Below are 22116 nucleotides of genomic sequence, written 5' to 3'. Positions count from 1 at the left end.
ATTTTTAGGCAAGTTTTTGTCCTACAAAACGAATGACGGAACCTGTCCCGTTGTGAAATAGTCCCTCATTGAGTTCTATTTCTGTTTCTGCTAATTCAATAATATCATAATCCGGAAAATCAGCTTTGATTTCTTCAATAGAAAATAAGGATTCAATATCCTTTGGACCGCCTACTTTCTCGTTCTTTGCAATATATTCAAGATGGTTTTTACTGAAAGCTTCGAAAATAATAAAACCGCCTTTACGCAGATACTGATTCAGCATCTGATGGATAGAAGATTTAATGTCTCCCGGGAAATGAGCATAAATAAGAGCAATGGCATCAAATTGTTCTTTCTGATAGTTCAACGTTGAAAGTTCTCCAACCTGATAATCAATGGTGGTTTCCAGTTGTTCTGCAAGTTGTAACGCTTTATTTCTGCCGTTTGCACTGATATCAAAAGCTGAAACCTGCCATCCCTGTGTTGCTGCGAAAACTGCATTCCGGCCTTCACCTTCAGCAGGAAAAAGTATTTTTCCGGGCGTTAACCGTGTTAATTGTTGTCTGAGATAATTGTTGGGTTCTGTTCCATACGCAAACTCTTTGGTGCTGTACCTTTCGTCCCATCTGTTGAGCCATGTGTTGTCTGTCATTGTATTAAGAATTTAAAATTGACATGAAGAAGAATCATTCATAATCTTCAATGTATTAGTTACACCAAATGTAAAATATTTCATCAAGTTTTCCGATCCCTAAAAAACGTTTACTATAATAGATTTTTTGAATGGAAGATCTCACTAATAAAAATCTAAATACTATTCCGTACAATTAAAATTTGGAGTAATTTTGAAAAATGATGAATTTAAACCAGATTTTCACCAATCAACGTACAGGAAACAATCCACAGACCAAAGCTTCGCGAACTGATTTTCAAAGGGATTTCGATAGAATTATCTTCTCTTCTGCCTTCAGAAGACTGCAGAATAAAACGCAGGTTTTTCCTCTTCCGGGAAGTGTTTTTGTGCACAACAGACTTACGCATTCTCTGGAAGTATCATCCGTAGGAAGAAGTTTAGGAAGTATTATCGGTGAATTTATTGCTGAAGATTTTAAAAACGACCTTACTGAAGATTCAAAGAATTTTTATCTCTATAACTTAGGAAATGTAATTGCAGCAGCGTGTTTGTGCCATGATGTGGGAAATCCTGCATTCGGACATTCCGGGGAAGATGCTATTGCAAGCTATTTTGAACGAAATGAAAAGGATCTGAAATCTAAGTTCAATGAAAAGGAGTGGGCGGATCTGGTTAATTTTGAAGGAAATGCCAACGCCATCAGAGTACTGGCACAACAGCAGCAAGGAAAAGATGCTGGTGGTATCCAGCTGACATTCTCTACACTGGCAAGTATTGCAAAATATCCGTGTGAAGCGGTAGCGAAAAAGAAAGGAATTATTCACAGGAAGAAATTCGGGTTTTTCCAGAATGAAAAAGATATTTTTCTGGAAATTGCCAAAGGAACACAACTTATTTCCGAAAGTGAAGAACCTCACATTTTCAAAAGACATCCTTTTGTGTGGCTGGTAGAAGCGGCTGACGATATCTGTTACAATATCATTGATATGGAAGATGCCCACAGATTGGGAATTGTTTCCACAGCAGACTGCAAAAACCTGTTTTTCGAGCTGGTAAAATCGGAGACGGATGATGTTCAGAGAATTGAAACAAAATTAAGCTCCATCTCTAATGAAAACGAACAGATTTCTTATTTAAGAGCAAAAGTAATCAATGCCTTGATCAATAAGTCGATTGAGATGTATAAGCATAACTTTGAAACAATTCTTGAAGGAAATCTTGGCAACGGCTTACTTGATATTTACAAGAAAGAAAACAAAGCATTACAGGATATTGAGAGTTTCTCGGTAGAAAAAATTTACAATCATAAAGCTGTTGTTGAAATTGAAAATGCAGGGTATAACGTAATGTACGAATTGCTGGATCATTTTATTCCCTCTATTCTGAAGTCTAAGGACAACAGAAAATCCTATGATGAAAAAGCTTTGAAACTTATTCCAAAGCAATTTATTTACAATGACGGCACTGATTATCAGAAAGTTCTTGGCGTGATTGATTTCGTTTCAGGAATGACAGATAATTATGCGACCGATTTATATAGAAAAATTAAAGGAATAGACATCGGAATGACCGTGTAGATTCTATTTACTGTAATAATTCACAAGCCTCTTCAATTAATGCCTGCATTAAAGTGGAGGCTTTTTTATGGTTTAGAGTGACTTTTACTCTAAAATTTGTAATTAACTCTATTTTTATTTTTCTTATATTTAAGCAGCTACTTACAAAAATGTTTTTAACAAAAACAGGTGGTGTGACAACATATTAATAAAAATTAAAACTATGAGTATATATTTTGCACCCGTTATTTTCTTCGGGCTTATCATTTTATTCGCTTCGTTTTTTGTCGTTAAGCAGGAAACAGCAGCAATTATAGAACGTTTCGGGAAATTCCGTGCGGTAAAGCATTCAGGTCTTCACCTTAAGCTGCCCATCATAGATCAGATTGCCAAAAGACTTAATCTGAGAATTCAGCAGCTGGATGTCATGATTGACACCAAAACATTAGACAATGTTTTCATCAAAATGAAAATTTCTGTTCAGTATCAGGTCATCAGAAGCCAGGTGGGAGATGCTTATTATCGTTTGGAAAATCCTGAAAATCAAATTACTTCTTTTGTTTTTGATGTCGTAAGAGCAGAAGTTCCCAAGCTGAAGCTTGATGATGTTTTTGTAAGAAAAGATGACGTGGCCATTGCGGTGAAAAGCGAGCTTCAGGATGCCATGAACAGTTATGGATATGATATTATCAAAGCTTTGGTAACAGATATTGATCCGGATGAGCAGGTAAAACATGCCATGAACAGGATCAATGCAGCAGAAAGAGAAAAAACCGCTGCTGAATACGAATCTGAAGCACAAAGAATCAGAATTGTTGCGGTGGCAAAAGCAGAAGCAGAATCCAAGAAATTACAAGGGCAGGGAATTGCCGACCAGAGAAGAGAAATTGCCAAAGGGCTTGAAGAGTCTGTAAGAATGCTGAATAATGTGGATATCAATTCTCATGAAGCATCAGCATTGATTGTGGTGACACAGCATTATGATACTTTACATTCTGTGGGCGCCAGCAACAGAAGTAATCTTGTACTCCTTCCCAATTCACCCACAGCAGCCAGCGGAATGCTGAACGATCTTGTAGTGGCGATGACAACAGCCAACACAGTAGGAGAGGCTACGAAAGGAAAATATCCTGATCCTCCACAAAAAGAGACTGGGTTTTAAGATAAAAGAAAGTAAAAAGAAAGACAGAAATAAACACTTAAAAATGGATCATTTGCTGACTTTTTCGGATCGTCCAAAAGCAACTTCTGGCTTCGTTCTTCCAGCTTCCAGCAATAAAAAACCGCTTCTGAATTTTCAGAAGCGGTTTTTTATTGATTATTTCTTCGTTTTAGAAACCTGTTCCACCAATGTATATTTGATGGAAGAAGCATCTGCCGGAGGATTAGCGATTTTTTCTGTTTTTACTTTTAAAACATATTCGTAACCCGGCTCATAAGTGAAGCCTTCAATAGGGCTGTAGAAATTCGTCCAGTCTGCAGAAGTACTTTCTTTTACCTGCATGCATTGCATACGGCCGGCTCCGGCAGAACACTCTACGGTTTGTGGTCCTATGATAATTGTTTTTTCATCGGCTGCCAGTTCTGCTTTTTTCGTTTTAGAAACCTGCTTTACCAAAGTGTATTTTATGGAAGATCCGTCAGCCGGAGGATTTTCAATTTTTTCTGTTTTTACTTTTAAAACATATTCATATCCCGGTTCATAAGTGAATCCTTCGATATTGCTGTAGAAATTCGTCCAGTTTCCGGAAGCGTTTTCTTTTACCTGCAGACATTTCATAGGAGCTACTCCTGTACAATCTGCTGTTTGTGGTCCTACGATGAATGTTTTTTCATCACCTGCGGATGCATTGGCTGTGGTTGTACATTGCGTCATTGCGAATAATGCTAATGCGGGTGCTGTCCCTTTTAGAATTGTTGCTATACTTTTCATAAACTTGATTTTCCCCATACCTCGCAATTACTGTGCCGAAAAAAAATACTGAATTTGTAGTACTTCTGCTATTGTTTTTTACTTTTTTAATTGTTTAATTTGAATTTCTTAAACACTAACCAAAATATAATTCTTATAATAAATATGGATAATCAAATGCAAGTTGAAAATTACAGGATTCAAAAACCTGAAATGTGGGCAGGAAATATCGGGGATGAGGAAATAAAGAACCGAATCAAAGACTCCGAATTTGCCAGAAGACAAATTGATGAAGGTCGTGATTACTGCTATTTTTTAGACAAAAAATACTATACAAGCAATACGGAAAACAGTGAGTACGTCTGCATGGCGTATACTCTGAACGAACCTGGAAACCTGGAAAGAGCTTCTGTTTCTGATGTGATTGTGGAGGAAAATGAAGTTTACCAGATTCACAGAATCAGTGTGTTGAGGGATGGAGTGCTGATCGATAAGATTCCGGACACAAAAATAAAGGTTCTCGACAGTGAAAACCAAAGCAGTGGAGGAGTTCTTAGCAGTAATAAAAAAATCAATATTACCATTAAAGATCTTAGGCTGTATGATGTTCTGATCTTGGAAGATTCAAGGATCAAAGAGTTTACAGACCGTGATTTTCTAAGAAAGGAATTCTCAAAGTATGTCTGGGTAAGTCCCGATAACTATTGGGCTTATGGAAGTTTTAAATTTACGTTCATCAACGAACGTGAACAGACTATTGCCTATAAAAAAACATTTTTCAGAGATGAGCAGGGAAATGTCCTTGAACCGGAGATCAGTTATCTGAAAAAAGGAGACAGATTTGTCATTGAAGAAGAGAATTATATCAACCCTGTAGATTCAGGTCGTGAAATTTTTCCTTATGTAGATTTTGCTACAGAAAGTAACTGGAAAGACCTTTCCAACTATATTGTACCGTTCTATGAGGAAATTTTTAACAAGTCTTCTTTACAGGATTTTGCTCCCAATCTGGTTGAAAAACTGGATGCCATTGCTGATCAGGATGAAAAACTGCAGTTTGCCATAGAATATGTACAAAATCATATCTATTATGTCTTCAATGCAGATGAAATGAATGGTCATAAGCCACAGGAACCATCAGTAACGTATGAAAATAAACAGGGCGATTGTAAGGCAAAATCGGTTTTATTGAAAGTAATCCTTGATTATATAGGAGTAGACGCCTCTGTAGTGCTGGTTAATTTTAATACGGATTATTATATTAAATACTATCTGCCATCCTTGTTAAGTTTCAATCATGTTGTTGTAAAAGTGAATTATAAGGGTGAAGAATATTTCATTGATGCAACCATCCGTGATGAATTCGGATTGATTGAAAACAGAGGTTTTATCTATTTTATGCATTATCTGGAAGTGAAGAAAGATCAGGAGCTTCAGGTAAGAAAATCTTATAAATTCCCTTATTTTTGTATTGATGAAAGAGTAGATTTAAATGCACAGGGCAATACCGGAAAGCTTACTTTATCAACGACTTATAAAGGAAACAGAGCCAATGCTATGAGAAGGTATTTTAAAAGTACCAATAAAAGAGAAATTATAGACAGCTGGAACAGCTTCCTTTTCTATGCGCTTAATTATTCAGGCGACCGCAATGGTACAGATGTCCGAAACGTATTCAAAGATGCTGCTATTGATGTAGTAAGTGATGATAAAAGACTGAATGAAGTTAAGATCCAATATACTGCAACCATTGAAAATCCTTACTTTGTGGATCCACAGAAAAACCGTTTTCTGATGTACTTTGACCGGAATGTAGTGAAGGCGAGTGCAAGAGATTTCATCCATAAAGATTTACCTTTCTGGCATAATTTCGACAGTGAGAAATATGAAATTAATTTGCAGACGGATCAGAAAATTGATGTTGAAGAAAAATATACAGTTCAGGAAAGTACAATATCCAACCCGTATTTTGACTATAAAAGCCGAAAAAAAGTACACAAAAACGGGGCAAGTGTTTATATTGAATACAATCCTCTGATCAATATTGAAATTCCGCAAAGTGAGTTTGAACAATTCCGAACAGATCATCATACTGTTGCCGACAGCAATTTCGGATTGGGAATTGATATCATTGAACCGGGACTCATGAATATGCTTAAATTCAGTTTTAAGAAGAAGTTTAAATAGAGCTTTGAATTTAAAGTTTAAAGTTTAAGGTTTAGAATTACGGCGGGCGGCTTCGCCGCCCGCCGTAATTCTTTACTCACTATTATATTCGTTTACAATCAAAAAAACACAAATTCATTATGTCTAAGATATTTTTTCTTGCCTCTTTTCTGACCGTTTCTCTGGTCAGTGCCCAAAAATTAACCAAAGAAAACGTTACAGGATTCTGGAAACTGAAGGAAGCCGGATTTTATGAAGGTAAAAATAAAGTGATAAAAGAATTCGATAACTGCCGCCTGATGAGAAATTATGCCATCAGGGAAGATGGTTTTGCCATTTATAATTATGTAGAAGGGAAGTCGGGTGACTGCAGTCCATCTGAACCAAGACTGTCTTTTTGGAGGATTGTTGAAAACAGGATCCAGTTTTATGTAGATGATAAAAATATCCTTGAAGAAGTGGAAGTAACAATCAATAAAGATCATACGATAACCTTTTCAAGCTATATTCCTGAACCGAAAAAAGTAAACGGAGATGCATTCGCTGAAAAAATAGCCAACACGGTTCATTACGACATACTTGAAAAACAATACTAACCGTAAACATAAAATTTTTAACGTATGAATTATGTAACAGTCATCTATCTCCTGAATCTGGTATTGTATGGCATGTATTTCTTTGGAAGAATGGGCAGTGAAGTTGATGTATCAGGACTGGATTATGTCGTTTCCGGAATTTTGTCTTTATTTCTGATCCTCGGCGGATATCTGAATGCAAAAAAAGGAATGATCTACAGAACGGTCCTATGGATGTTTTTTGTGAATGTCTTCTTATTCCTTTGTTCCGGCTTGTTTGATCAGTTTGGTAATGATTTTAATATTCTTTCTACAGGTAATAGTGACAGTTTTCTTTTTACATTGGCACTGCTTGTTTATAACGGATATCTTTTTCCTCTGACAGTTATTCTTGAGGGCTCAGGCATAGCATTGTTATTTCCGGTTGTACTGTCATTTATTCTGCCTTCAACAGGATATATGATAGGGAAGAAACTCCATCAGAATAAACAGAATTCTACCAACATATAGTCATTGCGAACCGAAGGTGAAGCAATCTCAATCTAAAAGTAAAGGTTGGAAAACGCAAAGGCGCAGGATTATTTTAATACTATGTGTGGTAAGGCGCAAGATTCTGTGTTAACCTGCAAATAAAATTTATTTTTTTGTAAATTTGTTTCTTAAGTCGGCCCAGAGCTAGACTCTGTAGCGTGCTATACTATCTCAGTTTTCACGCTATTTTTTGATTTATACTTACTGTCATAGACCGTTTCATTTTTAAAAAGAATATAGATCAATTCTAATATTTTTCTTTGGATCGCTACTAGAGCCTTCATTTTTATTCCATGTTTTGAGGTCAGCCTTATGTAAATTTCTTTAAAATTATCATCCCACTTCACAATTGTTAGAGCAGGTAAAAACAAACATTTTCTTAAGCTTCTATTTCCTTTTTTGGATATTCGTGATTTACCTTTTACTGATGTTCCAGATTGCTTTTCCCTAACGTCTAAACCCGCATAACTTGATAATTGAGACTTATTTCTAATCAGTTCAAAACCATTGGTCTCTCCCAAAACAGTAGCGGCAGTTAAAACACCAACTCCAGGTATCGTTGTAAGTCGTTCTATCGATTGTTTTACTACAGCATTAGTATTGATAATAGTATCGATATCTTTCTTTATTTCTTTTTCTTGAGCGTTGAGTAAATTCAGGCGAGCTTGCATTCTTTCTATACTTTTTAAATGAGGACGAGCTTGAACAGTTTCCGCATGGAGTTGATTTTTTATTACACTCCGCTCCTGAACAATTTGATCTCGCTCTCTGGTCAGCTGTTGCAGCTCATTATAAGTCTGATCAGGCTTTTTCCAGACACTTAATTTTCTTTCAAGACCGAACTGAGTAATAGCCTGAGAACAACTCTTATCAGTTATCGTTTTAATATCAAGAGTTCTTATATAACTGCTTATTTTATTAGGCAAAACGATATAGACATTTTTGTTATTGTCAGCCAGATAATAAGCAAATTTTTGATGATAAATCCCTGTGGCTTCCATAATATAGTGAATTTCCAGCCCTTCAACAATTTGTTTTTCAACCCAATTAATCAATAATTGGATTCCTGTATCTGTATTTGTAAATACCTTATAAGCTATAAATTTTATAGTCTGATCTTCATATAGAAAACCTAAAGTAACTACTAATTCTTGTTGAGCTACATCTATACCTGCCACTTGTTTTAATACTCTCATATTTTATTCTGTTTAAGTGAGGAATCTTCCTTCGTCTTTTCTCCTAATTGGATATTCTGGATATTAAAAGTTGTTTTTAATTCCTTACATTCTGTTCTGACTCTAAAAGATAAAAAAGGATGAGGTGATTTCTTGCGCCGAATATGTTTCTTTGAACTATTGGATTTTTATTCAACTCTCATCCTTATTCACTTTATTGCTAAGATAATAATTGAGATAAGGAAAATTATAACTTATACAAACATAGGAGATTTTATCTCCGATAAAATTTCAAAACTCTGTTTTGTCATTCCGAGCAAAGCAAGGAATCTCAATAGTATTCATAAAGCTACGGATCGAACCGCAATGGCACGAGTTTTTTATAAGCTAAAATTTAATTTCCAGAACAAAAAAAGAATCAGAAAGTCCTAAAGCTATTCCTGCTTTTGAGGCTGGTTATTGGACGTAAAGAACTTTTGTTTCCCGATTAATAGTTCAAAAAACAGTCTGAAATCTGAAATTAAAGACCATAAAGGATATTTAAAAGTAGCCGGCTTATTTCTCTCGATCACAGCATGACTGAACCAGGCAAATCCATAGCCTACAATCGGGATGTACCAAAGAAATCTTTCTTTTCCGGAACTGATGACGTACCATAATACGAAAAATACGAGAAACGTTCCGATAAAATGGAAAATGCGGGTTCCTGTTTTACTATGCTCAGTAAGATAAAACTGATAAAACTCTCTGTATGTTTTGATTCTTTCAGACATGGCGGGTTAGTTTATTGGTTCAATTGAGTTGAAAGCAATAATTCTGCCGATTTTTAAAAGAGTCTCAAAAAGTAAAAAGGCAAAATAACAAATCAGTCTTTCCATCAGGTCTAACCTATTTGCTATTTTGCCTTTTCGCAATTTTATTAAGTACTTACTTAGCTGTCCTTTAATTCTTTTCCAAGCTTACTGTTTTTATATCCGTAGCAGAAATAAATAACCATACCGATCAGGAACCACATTCCGAACCAGAACCAGTTCTCATGGCTCATTCCTGTAAGAAGATACAGACATGAACTTAAACCAATCAATGGGATTAATGATAAATTCTTGATAAAAGCTACGACACATAGAATCAGGTTGATGATAATAAAAAAGAAAATAGAAGCTCTGAATTCTCCTTCATTAGGGTCTGACCAGTTCATCAGGTTATCAAAAAACTCAGGCTGCCATTGGTAGAAAGCCAGTAAACCTCCAATGAAAATGACAGGGAAAATGATTTTACCGTTCACGTAAGGAAGGTGGAATCTGCCTTTAATTTTTTCTTTAGCTGGAAGCATTAGTACTCCGGCACATACCAGTACAAAAGCGAAAATGGTTCCGATACTGGTAAAATCAAGGATGAACGTTTTATCTGTAAACAGGATAGGAATACCTACCACAATTCCTGTAACGATCGTTGCGTAGGATGGCGTTTTGTACTTAGGATGTATTTTTTGAAATCTTGCAGGCATCAGTCCGTCACGGCTCATGGCATACCATATTCTCGGCTGTCCCATCTGGAAAACCAATAATACGGTAGTAATGGCAACAATTGCAACGAAGGAAACAACAAGCTCCATCCAGGCTACATTAGCATTCGTTTTTTCAAATATAAATGAAAGCGGATCTCCCACACCATCAAATTTTTTGTAATCTACCATTCCTGTTAAGACCAATGTCAAAGCAATATAGATCACGGTACACAATACAAGAGAGATAATCATTCCTTTTGGTAAGGTCTTCTGCGGGTCTTTGGTCTCTTCAGATAGAACACTTAAGGCATCAAATCCGATATAGGCGAAGAATACTCCCGATACGGCACTCATTACTCCGGCAAAACCATTCGGCATGAAGGATGGTGTTCCAGTTGTCGGGCTTACCGGGGTCCAGTTTTCAGTATTGATATAAGCAAAACCAACAAGAATAACGAGTAAAATTACTCCAAGCTTTAAGATAACCAGAGAGTTATTGAAGTTTTTACTTTCTTTTACTCCTACATAGCAAAGCCATGTAATTAAACCATTGATCACCAGCGCCGGAATATCTACAATGAATTTCAAACTTCCGATTAGCGGTGCTGTTTTCCATGCATTTAACAGTTCTTTATTTTCTGAACCATATTGAACAGCTTTCCTTGCTTCAGTATAGCTGCAGGTCAGATAATCAGGAATATGCATTCCAAGACGTCCCAGGAAACTGGTAAAATAATCCGACCAGGAAAAGGCTACATAAATGTTTCCAAAAGAATATTCCATGATCAGCGCCCAGCCGATAACCCAGGCGATAAGTTCTCCAAAACTGGCGTAAGCATAGGTATAAGCAGAACCTGCAGTAGGAATTCTGCTGGCAAATTCAGCGTAGCATAAAGCCGTAAACCCACAGGCAAAACCGCAAATCAAATATAGTAGAATAACGCCGGGACCCCCTCTGAAAACGGCTTCTCCCAAACTGCTGAAACTCCCAGCTCCTATAATAGCCGCAATACCAAAAAATACAATGTCCCATACACCCAGCACTCTTAAAAGTCCCGTTGAAGTATCTGTATCTGAATAGATTTTTCTTCTAAAAAGTTGACTCATTCAATAACTATATTTGATTTGAAAAAAAGCAAATGTAATGATTTTTTATTTTGATGTTAACAGCTGTTAAAAACATTTAGGTAAAAATGCTCAAACAATGGATTTTAATCTTTATAAAGAGGTATTTCCACATAGCTGTCATTGTACCATTTTATTTCCAGCGGTTCCCCAGAATCCTTTATCGTTTCTTCACTTACATCTTTACCAGATCCATAATTAATCTGCCAGTTAGGATTTTTATTAACGCCGACCAACAAAAGGAGTTTGCTTCCTTTCTCTATCTTTTTACTCATAACATATGAGTTGTTAATGGGAATCTGTTCTGTCTTGCCCGGGTCAAGAAGCTGTCGTTTTTGATTGTTTTTTGCATAGCTGGCTCTCACGATATGAGTTGATAGTAAATAGGATTTTCCATCAGGAGAAATCTGGTACAGATAGGTTTCCGTATCAAAATCTTTTTTATTGATCGAAACATTGAAAACTCCTGACAGGTTTCCACTCATGATCATATCCTTGTCAAGAATTTCACTTTCAAAAGCGACAGAATTAGTCATTTTAATACTGTCTTTTTTACTGACATTGTAATAAATGTCTTTCTGATCCCTGTTTTTAAAATCAATAATTTGGGTTGTGAAACTTTGAGCTTCAGGTTTATTAAAGACTGAAGGCGTATTTTTTTTGTCCTGAAGATAGAATTTCAAAGAAGAATTATGCATTTTATCGAGATCACCCACATGTTTCCAGGTATTCGTATTCATGACCTGAAAATTAATTCTGTCTTTTAAAATTTCCGGTTTTTTGCCTCCTTTAAGAATATAATCAAACCATGAAAAAGCAAGATCATCAATGCTTATTCTGGCCACCGGATCAATAGGATTGCCATTCACGTAAGTAAATCCGAAACTTTGAGCTCCACCATGATTATAGGGGCCTATGACCAGATAATGATCTGCATTTTTATTGTATAAATGATGCTGTTTAAAATAATACAGTGCACCAATCTGATCATCGTCATAATATCCGGTTGTAGTCAAAATGGGAATGTTGATTTTTGAAAAATCCTCTTTGTAAGGAACCATTTTCTGCCAGTATTCATCATATCCCGGATGATCCAGCCAACGCTGGAATATTTTGCTGGGTTTCCCGCTTATTTTATCTAACGATCTGAATGATTCCCCGCTTTTGTACCATTTTGTAAAAATAGAATCCCATTTTACAGCATTGGTAAAATCAGCTTCATCGGTAAACTTATTATTGGTAACATACTGGATCCACTGAAGCATATAGCTCATGAAGATATTATTCTGAGCCGGATAATCAATCCCGATTCCCACTGCAACCTGAGGAACAATTGTTTTCAAAGCCGGATGCACTTTTTTTACGGCTGCCCACTGGCTGAAGCCTAAATAGCTTCCTCCGATCATTCCTACTTTCCCGTTGCACCAGGGCTGTTTGCTGACCCAGTCGATTACTTCGTAGATATCTTCCGATTCATGTTCAAAGGGATTGTTCACATTATTGCTGTTTCTCTTACCTCGGGTATTAACAACAGCTCCTACGTAATTATAAGCAGCGGCTCTCTTCCCAAAGAATTCATCAAATGGACCGGCATAAATATTATTGGTAAGAATTACAGGTAGTGGGAAAGTATTATCCTTTTTCCGAACAATGGTGATCGTTAAGGTATTTCCGTTTTTTATAGTAAGGTCTCTGTTTTCAATAATGAATCTTTCTCTGTCTTTTGACGCCAGCAGCTGCATCACCCGAGGTTTAATTCCCGAATAGGTTTTATAGCTTAAATAACTTTTGCACAGAGCAAGGGCAGTCCTGTAATCAATACTGTCTTTGTCTTTTTGTTTGTCAAGTATTTTTTTCAGCTGCTTTCTGGATTCTTTTACATCCCCATCAAGAGCAGGGCCGAGTCTGGGAATTAATTTTTCCGGAAGGCTTTCATATTTTGGGTTGAATACTTTCTGAAGGGCATTGGAAAATGAGGTGCTGTTTTCTTTTTGCTCCATTTTCGCAAGAGCATACAGTTCAAATCCGATATATCTGTAGTCTCCCATATTGTTATCCGCGAAGAGCTTACGGTTTTCAGTAAGAGAAGTCAGCGAATTTTTATAATCCTGAGCCACTATCTGCAAACGGAAAAGGTTATCCATAAGATCAACAGTGTTTTCCGGTTTGTATTTTACCGACTGAAGATGAGGAATTACTTGCTGTGCAAGTCCTGGAATCTGTTTTTCCAATATAACAGAGTCATTTACAGCTGTCTTTGGAAAATAAAACTTTTGTGCCTGCAGGAGGTTTACCCAAATTAATGCTAAAAGAATCTTAAATTTCATGAGATGGTGTATTTATGGTATGTTTTTAGCTGCTGTTGAAAAAGTATCAAATTAAAATATGTATTTGATAACTGTTTATTAAAATTGTTTATATTTTATCAAACGAATGTAGTAAATTTTATCATTGTATGGTGAGAAAATTTACATTGTTATCAAATAAGAATTAACTGTCATTAACACTGTTAAAACTTGCTTAAACAATAAGTTTTTAATATTTTCGTTAACTTATTTAGACTAATTTTCTTATATCAAGAAGAATGAAATCAAAAAAAATACTTTTAGCGGCTGCGGTCATCTATTTCGGAATCTCCGATGCTCAACAGTCCCAATATTTTACCCAGAAAGAAAATTACAGGTTCAATCTAGCCGAAAATCTTTATCAGACCAAAATATACAACGCTTCCCAGTACGAATATGCAAGACAATATTTCTACAATCAGAATTTGTCCCGTTCGAAAAAGGAAGGCGCCCAGTTTTTTGATAATGTGATCGGTGTGATTCTTCAGAAAAATCATGCTGAAGAAGGGTTAACCGCTTTCATGAAAGAATACCCTAATTCTGCTTATTTTGCGCAGGCTAATCTTCCATTGGCAGATTACTATTTAGCAAAAAAAGATTTCGACAAAGCGCTGGAAACTTTGAAAAAAGTAAACCAGTATCAGCTTTCGAAGGAGGAGAATACCGAGTATATTCTGAAGCTTGGATATGCAAAATTCATGACGGGTGATTCTAAGGGAGCTACTGATGCCCTTGAAGAAGCTTATAAATCAGCAGATCAGTCCCAAAAAGGAGATATTGCTTATATGCTTGGGCATTTGTATTACAGCAACAGACAGAATGATAAAGCTTTCCAGTATTTTGATTCGATAAAAGATCAGGATAAATTCTCAAAGCTGGTACGTCCTTATTATGTACAGATGTATTACAATGATAAGAACTACGATCAGGCTATTACAGAAGGAACAGCTTTGTTGAATGAAAATATTTCAGATTCTTATAAAGCGGAAGTTCATAAGATCATCGGGGAGAGTTACTTCATGAAGAATGATTATACCTCTGCGTATCCACATTTGAAAGATTATCTGAGCGTACAGCAGAATCCATCTGAAAACGATTTGTATGAGATGGGATTTGTCGCTGCACAGCTTAAAAAATATGATGAAGCGGTTTCTTATTACAACCAGCTTCTCAACAGCAATTCTGCTTTGGCCCAGAATGCTTACTATCAGCTGGGAAATGCTTACCTGGCTGTAGATAAAAAACAGGAAGCTCTTTCCGCATTCCGTTCTTCTTATCAGATGGATTATGATGCAAAAGTGAAAAAGCTGGCCCATGAGCAGTACGCTAAACTAAGTTACGATATCGGTAACCCGTTTGAAAGTCCTTCAGCGGTGATCCAAAGTTATATCAACGAAAATCAGGATGGAGCCAATGCCACAGAAATGAGGTCATTACTGGTGAAATCCTATCTGTATTCCGGAAACTATAAAGAAACGCTGAACGCAATCGACAGATTACAGAGTTCGACTCCTGAGATCAACAAAGTAGACCAGGAGGTTTCTTATTTGTTAGGGACTGAAGAATTCAACAAAGGAAATTATGATGAGGCCGAGAAATATTTCTTAAGAAGTCTTGGTTTTAATATCAATAAAGAATTCAACAGCAGAGCTTTATACTGGCTGGCACAGGTATATTACCAGAAAGGGAATTATCCTTCTGCCATTGCTCGTTACGAAAAGCTTCTGACTGAAAACTTCCCTGAAAAACAGCAGCTGCCTTATGATTTAGGATATGCTTATTTTAAATCCAAAAAATTTGATCAGGCTGCTACTTACTTTAAGCAGTATCTTACCAATCCGAAACCGGAGTTTAAAAATGATGCAGAACTTCGTCTTGCAGATATCCATTATGCCAACAATGATCTGAACGAAGCCATTGCTATCTATGACAAAAACGAAGATGCTACGGATTATACTTTGTATCAAAAAGCAATGGCTTTAGGATTCAAAGGGGATACTCAGGCGAAGATTAACAACCTTAAAAACCTTTTATCAAAATATCCGGATTCTGAATATTATGATGATGCTCAGTACGAAATAGGAACGGCATACGCTGCTCAGGATGATTTTGCGAATTCCAATGACTATTTCGGAAAAGTAATTAAAGGTTCTTCTGATAAAGATCTGATTGCGAATGCTTCTATCTATAGGGCGCAGAATTACATCGACCAGAATCAGAATGATAAAGCACTTTCTGAATTAAAATCTCTGGGTGAGCAGTATAAAAATACGGCCTATGCTCAGAAAGTAGTTCAGGCTGCAAAACCTATCTTTACGAAAAACGGAGATGTTTCAGGATATGAAACTTTCGCAAGAAATATTGGAGTAAATGTAGATGCTGCTGAAATTGATGAGATCAACTTATCTACAGGTAAGCAGTTGTTTGCGAAGAAAGATTATAAGAATGCCATTTCTTATTATGAAAAGTATCTGACACAGAACCCAACAGGGGAAGGGTTGTACCAGGCGAAGTATGAATTGGGAGAGAGTTATTACCAGACCAATAATTCAACCAAAGCTTTACTTGTGCTTCAGGAAGTTGCTGGAATTCAGAATGATTACCAGGATGATGCACAAACTCGTTTAGCTCAGATCTTCCTTGCACAGGGGAATACTGCTGAAGCTAAAAAGTACCTTGAAGGCATTAAAAATTCTTCCAACATCAGCATTAAAAACTATGCAAATGTGGAATTGATGAAACTGTATGCAGAAGAAAATAATTTCTCAGAAGCTGAAAAATTAGCCAATGCAGTAATCGCCAATTCTAAAAACTCGGCAGCCGTTATTGAAACTGCGAAAGTAATCAAAGCAAGAAGCCTGATGAACTCAGGAAAAGATAAAGATGCACAGACTGCCTATTCTTCTCTTGAAAAATCATCCAATACTTCGGTAGCTGCAGAAGCTTTATATGCTAAAGCCTATTATCAGAACAAAGGAAAAGCTTTCAAGTCTTCTAATGAGACGATCTTTAAGCTTGCCAACAACTATGCATCAGAAGAATTCTGGGGAGCCAAAGCGTTGGTATTGATGGCTAAAAACTATATCGGCCTGAAAGATAACTACCAGGCAAGTTATACCTGTGATCAGATCATTGCAAACTACAAGGATTTCCCTGAAATTGTAGCAGAAGCAAAAGAAGTTAAAAAACAGATTAAGAAATAGTACATGAAAGTTTTTAAAATTTCCATATATTCTTTTTTAATTTCTGCTTCACTCTGGAGCTGCATTCCTTCGTACAGTGCCTATCCAAAAGAGTATAACCATGCAAAAGCTGACTTCCAAAAACAGAAAGCTTTTGTAGTGAATAAGGATCTTAAGAAAGAATTTGAGATTTTAAAACATTCTGATATTTATGAAATTGTAGAAGACAGTACCAATGTATCTAAGATAACATTGCATCCGATGAAAACCTATACTCCTCCTTGCGGAAACCCAATGATAGGAAGTATGATTACAGTCGGGTTACTGCCTTCAGCATTTCCTTATGATATTGTTTACAGTTATGATGTAGCTGAGAATAGTGCAACGAAAAATTATCAATACAAATTACAAGTTTATCAAAGCCTTTGGCTGTTTAATATATTCAGACTGGGGAGAACTTTTTCAAAACAGTCGGGGAAAGCTTTATTAGGCAGTTATATTGCTTCCAATAAATAAAAGCCCGTTATATATTTTTTTCAAATAAAGAAAATATGAACAAGAAAATTCAATTATTATCCATATTATTTTTAGGGGTTTCGTCGGTGGCGTTTTCCCAGATCAAGGAGGAAAAGCTGGTTCTTAACAAAAAAAGAGAACCGGAAGTGAAGAAGATCGAGAAGAAGAAAACTTCTGTGGAAACCATTAAAAATTATCCGCCGGAAGAGAAATCGCAGACACCTGTGAAATATACCATCACAGATGTTCCTGCTGTTTCGGATTTCAAAACTTCAACCATTCAGGGAGAGGACGTAGCACCTAAATTTGACGGAACTGCTCAGAATAATTATTTCCAGTTCGGAATGGGTAACTACGGGAAAATTCTGGTAGATGGAAACGTTTCAAAAACCCTTGAAAATAAGCTTGAAGTAGGAGCTGATGTTCATGTTTTGTCTACGAATGGTCTTAAAAAAGATTATGACTGGAAATCCGGGCAGACTTCAGCCAATGTTGGTGCTTTCTTAAACTCTTACGGAGAAAAGGGGAAGTTCAACCTTAACGCTGAATATGGCTTAGACAGCTATAATTATTATGGGATCTACGCTATGCAGCCTACCGGAGAGCTTGATCTGAAACAAAAAGTAAATCAGTTTAAAGTAAACGGGTACTACGATTTTTATTCCAATGAAATCTTAAATGATATAAGAGTAAAATCATCATTCCTGAAGGATCATTTTGATGCTCAGGAAAATCAGGTGTCTATTCTTGCCAATTTCTCCAAACATGCTGTTGAATTAGGAAAATCAGGAATCAACCTGAATGCTGACCTTGGAGTAGGATTGGATGCGGTAAAGACAGATTTTGCCATCAGGGATAAAAACTCTGCTAACTTCTTCAATACCAGCCTGACTCCGAAAGTAACTTTCAGAAAAGGAGACTCTTATTTGACGTTAGGATCTTCATTCTCTTTCCTGAATGCTAAAAACTCCAACGATCAGTTAGAACAGCAAAAAAATAATAAAACCTATTGGTTCCCGCAGGCGGAGTTTCAGTTTGCCGCTGCTAATGAATTTAAATTCTACGGAGGGGTAGACGGTGGTTTGAAACTGAATACATACGGAGATATGTTACAGACGAATCCATTTATCCTTTCTGATCAGTTTTTAAAGCCCACAGAGACAAAATATCATTTTTATGTAGGATTAAGAGGAGATATTGATGAAACGCTGAAATACGACTTCTCTGCAGGTTATGGAAAAATGAGAGATATTATGTTCTTTAAGGCCAATGATCTTTTCGATAACAACTCTGTTAATCGTTCTGCCTACAATTTTGCCAATACATTCTCTGCAGTGTATGATGACGGAAATGTAAGCGATATTAAGGGTAGTGTGCAGTATTTCCCATTGGCTAACCTTATTTTAGACGGAGAGTTGAGGTTCACCAAGTACGATCTTAAGACTTACGACAACATTTATAACGTTCCTTTGTTCAATGCGAGCATCGGGGCAAAATATACGATGCTTGACAAGAAGTTATTACTTGGATTCAAAGGAATCTTTGCAAGTGACAGAACTACAAACTCTTATGCGATAGAAGGGATAGGTGATCCTAACATCATTTACCAGTCTACAGAGAATACAAATGATAAAGTTGGAGGGTATGCTGATTTAAATCTTTCCGCAGAGTATAAAATTCACAAAAATTTCAGTATTTTCGCACTCGGAAATAATCTTCTGAGCTCAAAATACCAGACGTACAAAGGATATAAAGTCCTGGGTGCACAGATTCTGGGAGGGGTGAAAATTACTTTCTAAAACATAAAAGGCAATGATGATAAATAATCAGGTATTACTCATTATTTATCATTCATTATTTATGAATACGGCTGCATAGTTTAATGGATAGAACTTCGGATTTCGGCTCCGACAGTGAGGGTTCGAATCCTTCTGCGGTCACTCGGACGGACGAGACATTTTTTTTAATGTTTTGTCCGTCTTTTTTTGTTTGTAAACTATTGTTAATGTGTAAGATATAAGATAACGCAGAATTTAATTTTGGTGTTCGAAACGCATTTTCTTCAAACTCAAGTTTTTCTGATAAAATCGAACACAATATGTCACGTTTAGTTTCTGTATCTCCTTGTGAGTAGAGCTTTGACAGATTAGGTATGATCTTTAGAACCGTTTCAACTTTTTTCGTGATATCAAGATTTTTTCTTGTCAATTTCTGATTTTGTAATTCCATTTCTAAATTGTCTAACTTAGCTTTGGTACCAGATTTTATGAGACGGTAATCATCATAATCTAGCAGATCGTTCAAGTATTTGTCTCTGGCATTGTCTAATTTATTATTTAAATCTTGTAATTGCGAGATAAGATCTTTTTTTCTGTCATCAACATTTTGTTGGATATGTTTAAAATTAAACAGTATTATTTCCTTTAATAATTGTTTTGCGCTTTCGTTAAAACTCAATGTTTTTAATTGCTCTTCAAAAATTGTATTGACCACAGTGGAATTGTATCTGTAGCCACACTTTGAATTACAATGGTAATAGTAATATATTTTAAGTTTGCCCTTGGAGCCGCTTCCTGAGATATGTTCCCCACATCTGGGACATTTCAGAAAACCTCTGAGTGGTAAATTCTCCGAAACAAGAATTTTGCCCCTTGGCCTTTCATCCTTCGCTTTTCCAGTGAGTACCTGCTGAACTTGGATAAATAATGAATCAGAAATCAGGGGTTTATGCTTTCCTTCAACAATACATTCCTCCTCATCTTTATAAGCCTTTATAAAAATTTTGCCACAATAAATAGGGTTACGGATAGACTTATAAAATGAACTTCTACTGATAGGACTTCCTCCCATCGAATTCATTTTTTTGCGTATTTGGTCTATGGCATATTTTCCTTTAGAAAGTTCGTTAAAAGCCCAGCGCATGTTTGATGCTTCGGGTTCTTTTATAGCCACATATTTTCGGCCATCTTCAGTACATTTATTGATGTACCCGTAAGAAGCGGTTCCCATAACTCGTCCTTCTTTCTGCGCTCTTCTCATTCCGTATAATGTATTTAACGCTCTGCGATCATTTTCTACTTCTGGAGCAGCAAGGTAGATAGCAAGCATCATTTTATTTTCAGGGATACTTGTGTCCAGTGGCTGTTCAATAGCTTGTGGAGAAATATTGTGATTTTGTAGCAGCTTAATCATTTGATAGGCGTCGCCAGCATTTCGACTAAAGCGATCCCATTTGGTAAAAAGCAAATAATTGGATTTTGTACTCCTTTTTTTTATATGATTGACATATTTAATCCATTCTGGCCTTACAAAGTTTTTTGCCGAATGATCTTCAAATATCGTCTGACCAATAATTAAATTGTTTTGTTTGCAGTAACGCTCAAGCCGTTCAAACTGATCCCTCTGAGAATAACCTTTATCCGCCTGTTCGTCGGTAGAAACCCGAATGTATAAATCTGCTATCTTCATGATCTTTCTATTGTTATTCAAAAAAAAATAATTTATGCAATATAAGAATTATTTGGTAATAAACTCTTTTATAATGAGTTCTGCAATTTTGTGCAAAATTTCAGAGATTACTTTTACTTCTTGGTCAGTTAATTTTAGCCCCGAATTTAAAAGTATTTTTTTTGTTTTTTCAAAAGGAAGTTGCTGAATAGTATGATAACTATATAATGATCTTGGTAATGTCTTTATAGCATTACTTTTTCTTATTTTATGATTACGATTTCTCTTCATAAACCATCTCTATTTAGTCAGTTCCGGTACTATGTGTTTAACTATGAGTTAAATTACTATTAACTGCTTTATCATGTTGAATAGCTGCTCATTTGGAACATAATGTCTTTTGCTGGCTTATTTAATTGAATATTGTTTACAGATATTTCAAAAATAACCGGTAAAAAGGCAGCCAAGTTGTAACGGTCAGCCTTTCTATCTATATCCCTGTCAAAAGACTACGGCATAAACGGTTTCCTCCCTAAAGGTACCCTCCAGTTATTCCGTTTCCTTTTGCCTTTCACTTTGCCCGTAACAATAATCTGCTTTCTTTTTTCCAGTTTTTCTTTTGAGAAATATCAATAGAGTCTTGAGCTCAATAGGAAGAGGAATTGATTTAATAATTAAGCAGGTACGGGAAAAGAAAGGCTCCGCCGTATCCGGAGCAAAACAAATGAAGTTTAATATTGTCAATGAAATTAAATTAACTTATTCAAGAGAAGGGAATGCCGAAAAACTGATAACAAATTCAGATGATGCGGTTGAAGTATTCAGAGCACATTTTGATAGTAGCCAAATTGACTATAGAGAATCATTTTATGCACTCTATTTGAATCATGCACATAACGTTTTAGGAATAAAGAAAATTTCGGAATCTGGAATTTCTGCAACACTGGTGGATATTAGAATTATTATGCAGGCCGCCTTATTGTGTAATGCGTCATCTATTATTGTAGCACATAACCATCCATCGGGAAGTTTAAAACCGTCATCTGAGGATCTGAAAATGACCGGTAAAATCAGGAATGCCTCTGAATTTTTAAATATTCAACTGCTGGATCATTGTATTTTAACATCTACAGAATACTTATCATTTGCTGATGAAGGTTTACTGTGAGAGATTTTGTAAATTATAAATCATAAAAACGGCGATTAAAGATTGCCGTTTTTTTAATTTTCGGCGAAAAGACAGATCTTCCTTTGGTCGAAGGTGTTTTTTCGCGGTAAATTTATATTGTACGATTGGGAGCATATTTGATAATTTTTGCCCTGACCAGATCTCTGTTTTTTACCTTTAACCGCTGATGGCAGCCATCGTTTTTTTCAAATTTTTCAATACGGGATACGAACTGTATTCTTTAACCAGTGTATTATCCATATTTCCATCTTTTAAAGTAACAAGTGCCATGCTT

Annotated in this window: 16 protein-coding genes, 1 tRNA gene and 1 pseudogene; 10 read left to right on the top strand and 8 right to left on the bottom strand. The window is 36.0% G+C overall.

Going from position 1 to position 22116, the window contains the following annotated elements; translation table 11 throughout:
- Positions 1–4: 4 nt before the first annotated feature.
- A complete protein-coding gene (locus tag V0410_RS06690; RefSeq protein ID WP_330746817.1) occupies positions 5–634 on the bottom strand; it encodes a class I SAM-dependent methyltransferase in 630 nt (209 codons plus the stop codon).
- 203 nt (positions 635–837) lie between these two features.
- Here V0410_RS06690 and V0410_RS06685 point away from each other — a divergent pair, with 203 nt between their 5' ends.
- The gene (locus V0410_RS06685) at positions 838–2193 is read left to right on the top strand and encodes a deoxyguanosinetriphosphate triphosphohydrolase (RefSeq protein ID WP_330747668.1); all 1356 of its coding nucleotides are present in this window, start codon (positions 838–840) and stop codon (positions 2191–2193) included.
- Positions 2194–2395: 202 nt separating this feature from the next.
- Positions 2396–3334 (top strand): SPFH domain-containing protein, encoded by a 939-nt coding sequence (locus tag V0410_RS06680; RefSeq protein ID WP_110010426.1) that lies wholly within the window; start codon positions 2396–2398, stop codon positions 3332–3334.
- A gap of 156 nt (positions 3335–3490) precedes the next feature.
- Here the strand turns inward: V0410_RS06680 and V0410_RS06675 are convergent, their stop codons facing one another.
- Positions 3491–4105, bottom strand: a complete 615-nt coding sequence (locus tag V0410_RS06675; RefSeq protein ID WP_330746816.1) for a DUF4377 domain-containing protein — start codon at positions 4103–4105, stop codon at positions 3491–3493.
- Between the two features lie 156 nt (positions 4106–4261).
- On the opposite strand from V0410_RS06675, the gene V0410_RS06670 reads away from it, so the two are divergent.
- The 3 genes from V0410_RS06670 to V0410_RS06660 all read left to right on the top strand — a co-directional run bounded on the left by V0410_RS06670 (position 4262) and on the right by V0410_RS06660 (position 7335).
- The gene (locus V0410_RS06670) at positions 4262–6271 is read left to right on the top strand and encodes a hypothetical protein (protein WP_442879189.1); all 2010 of its coding nucleotides are present in this window, start codon (positions 4262–4264) and stop codon (positions 6269–6271) included.
- A gap of 119 nt (positions 6272–6390) precedes the next feature.
- On the top strand, positions 6391–6846 hold the full coding sequence (locus V0410_RS06665; RefSeq protein ID WP_330746814.1) for a lipocalin family protein: 456 nt from the start codon (positions 6391–6393) through the stop codon (positions 6844–6846).
- Between the two features lie 24 nt (positions 6847–6870).
- The gene (locus V0410_RS06660; protein WP_330746813.1) at positions 6871–7335 is read left to right on the top strand and encodes a hypothetical protein; all 465 of its coding nucleotides are present in this window, start codon (positions 6871–6873) and stop codon (positions 7333–7335) included.
- Positions 7336–7517: 182 nt separating this feature from the next.
- Here the strand turns inward: V0410_RS06660 and V0410_RS06655 are convergent, their stop codons facing one another.
- From V0410_RS06655 to V0410_RS06640, 4 genes are all read right to left on the bottom strand, one after another.
- A complete protein-coding gene (locus V0410_RS06655) occupies positions 7518–8552 on the bottom strand; it encodes an IS110 family transposase (RefSeq protein ID WP_330742961.1) in 1035 nt (344 codons plus the stop codon).
- Positions 8553–8965: 413 nt separating this feature from the next.
- Complete coding sequence (locus V0410_RS06650; RefSeq protein WP_110010361.1) at positions 8966–9304, bottom strand: DUF962 domain-containing protein; 339 nt, start codon at positions 9302–9304, stop codon at positions 8966–8968.
- A gap of 158 nt (positions 9305–9462) precedes the next feature.
- A complete protein-coding gene (locus V0410_RS06645) occupies positions 9463–11145 on the bottom strand; it encodes an APC family permease (RefSeq protein WP_110010360.1) in 1683 nt (560 codons plus the stop codon).
- 104 nt (positions 11146–11249) lie between these two features.
- A complete protein-coding gene (locus V0410_RS06640; protein WP_330746812.1) occupies positions 11250–13490 on the bottom strand; it encodes a CocE/NonD family hydrolase in 2241 nt (746 codons plus the stop codon).
- A 257-nt stretch (positions 13491–13747) separates the two neighbouring features.
- Between V0410_RS06640 and V0410_RS06635 the strand changes: the two genes are divergently transcribed.
- From V0410_RS06635 to V0410_RS06620, 4 genes are all read left to right on the top strand, one after another.
- Positions 13748–16711 carry a tetratricopeptide repeat protein gene (locus V0410_RS06635; protein ID WP_330746811.1) on the top strand — a complete coding sequence of 988 codons (2964 nt, stop codon included), beginning with the start codon at positions 13748–13750 and terminating at the stop codon, positions 16709–16711.
- 3 nt (positions 16712–16714) lie between these two features.
- On the top strand, positions 16715–17206 hold the full coding sequence (locus tag V0410_RS06630) for a hypothetical protein (RefSeq protein WP_110010356.1): 492 nt from the start codon (positions 16715–16717) through the stop codon (positions 17204–17206).
- A 35-nt stretch (positions 17207–17241) separates the two neighbouring features.
- A complete protein-coding gene (locus V0410_RS06625; RefSeq protein ID WP_330746810.1) occupies positions 17242–19005 on the top strand; it encodes a TonB-dependent receptor in 1764 nt (587 codons plus the stop codon).
- 69 nt (positions 19006–19074) lie between these two features.
- Positions 19075–19146, top strand: a tRNA-Arg gene (locus tag V0410_RS06620).
- A gap of 793 nt (positions 19147–19939) precedes the next feature.
- On the opposite strand, the pseudogene V0410_RS23000 reads toward V0410_RS06620, so the two are convergent.
- Positions 19940–20674: pseudogene (locus V0410_RS23000) on the bottom strand (recombinase family protein); the annotation flags it as partial.
- Between the two features lie 48 nt (positions 20675–20722).
- Positions 20723–20944 carry a hypothetical protein gene (locus tag V0410_RS06615; RefSeq protein ID WP_202838622.1) on the bottom strand — a complete coding sequence of 74 codons (222 nt, stop codon included), beginning with the start codon at positions 20942–20944 and terminating at the stop codon, positions 20723–20725.
- 349 nt (positions 20945–21293) lie between these two features.
- On the opposite strand from V0410_RS06615, the gene V0410_RS06610 reads away from it, so the two are divergent.
- Positions 21294–21821, top strand: a complete 528-nt coding sequence (locus V0410_RS06610) for a JAB domain-containing protein (protein WP_330746809.1) — start codon at positions 21294–21296, stop codon at positions 21819–21821.
- Positions 21822–22116: the final 295 nt, after the last annotated feature.

The organism is Chryseobacterium sp. CP-77 (genome assembly GCF_036362765.1).
GTDB classification, from domain to species: Bacteria; Bacteroidota; Bacteroidia; order Flavobacteriales; family Weeksellaceae; genus Chryseobacterium; species Chryseobacterium cupriresistens.
This window is presented reverse-complemented; position numbering and strand designations above follow the sequence as displayed.

What these genes read in the sequence shown, in the direction of transcription:
- V0410_RS06690 (WP_330746817.1), bottom strand. Translation starts at nt 634, where the DNA reads ATGACAGACAACACATGGCTCAACAGATGGGACGAAAGGTACAGCACC.
- V0410_RS06685 (WP_330747668.1), top strand. Translation starts at nt 838, where the DNA reads ATGAATTTAAACCAGATTTTCACCAATCAACGTACAGGAAACAATCCA.
- V0410_RS06680 (WP_110010426.1), top strand. Translation starts at nt 2,396, where the DNA reads ATGAGTATATATTTTGCACCCGTTATTTTCTTCGGGCTTATCATTTTA.
- V0410_RS06675 (WP_330746816.1), bottom strand. Translation starts at nt 4,105, where the DNA reads ATGAAAAGTATAGCAACAATTCTAAAAGGGACAGCACCCGCATTAGCA.
- V0410_RS06670 (WP_442879189.1), top strand. Translation starts at nt 4,262, where the DNA reads ATGCAAGTTGAAAATTACAGGATTCAAAAACCTGAAATGTGGGCAGGA.
- V0410_RS06665 (WP_330746814.1), top strand. Translation starts at nt 6,391, where the DNA reads ATGTCTAAGATATTTTTTCTTGCCTCTTTTCTGACCGTTTCTCTGGTC.
- V0410_RS06660 (WP_330746813.1), top strand. Translation starts at nt 6,871, where the DNA reads ATGAATTATGTAACAGTCATCTATCTCCTGAATCTGGTATTGTATGGC.
- V0410_RS06655 (WP_330742961.1), bottom strand. Translation starts at nt 8,552, where the DNA reads ATGAGAGTATTAAAACAAGTGGCAGGTATAGATGTAGCTCAACAAGAA.
- V0410_RS06650 (WP_110010361.1), bottom strand. Translation starts at nt 9,304, where the DNA reads ATGTCTGAAAGAATCAAAACATACAGAGAGTTTTATCAGTTTTATCTT.
- V0410_RS06645 (WP_110010360.1), bottom strand. Translation starts at nt 11,145, where the DNA reads ATGAGTCAACTTTTTAGAAGAAAAATCTATTCAGATACAGATACTTCA.
- V0410_RS06640 (WP_330746812.1), bottom strand. Translation starts at nt 13,490, where the DNA reads ATGAAATTTAAGATTCTTTTAGCATTAATTTGGGTAAACCTCCTGCAG.
- V0410_RS06635 (WP_330746811.1), top strand. Translation starts at nt 13,748, where the DNA reads ATGAAATCAAAAAAAATACTTTTAGCGGCTGCGGTCATCTATTTCGGA.
- V0410_RS06630 (WP_110010356.1), top strand. Translation starts at nt 16,715, where the DNA reads ATGAAAGTTTTTAAAATTTCCATATATTCTTTTTTAATTTCTGCTTCA.
- V0410_RS06625 (WP_330746810.1), top strand. Translation starts at nt 17,242, where the DNA reads ATGAACAAGAAAATTCAATTATTATCCATATTATTTTTAGGGGTTTCG.
- V0410_RS06615 (WP_202838622.1), bottom strand. Translation starts at nt 20,944, where the DNA reads ATGAAGAGAAATCGTAATCATAAAATAAGAAAAAGTAATGCTATAAAG.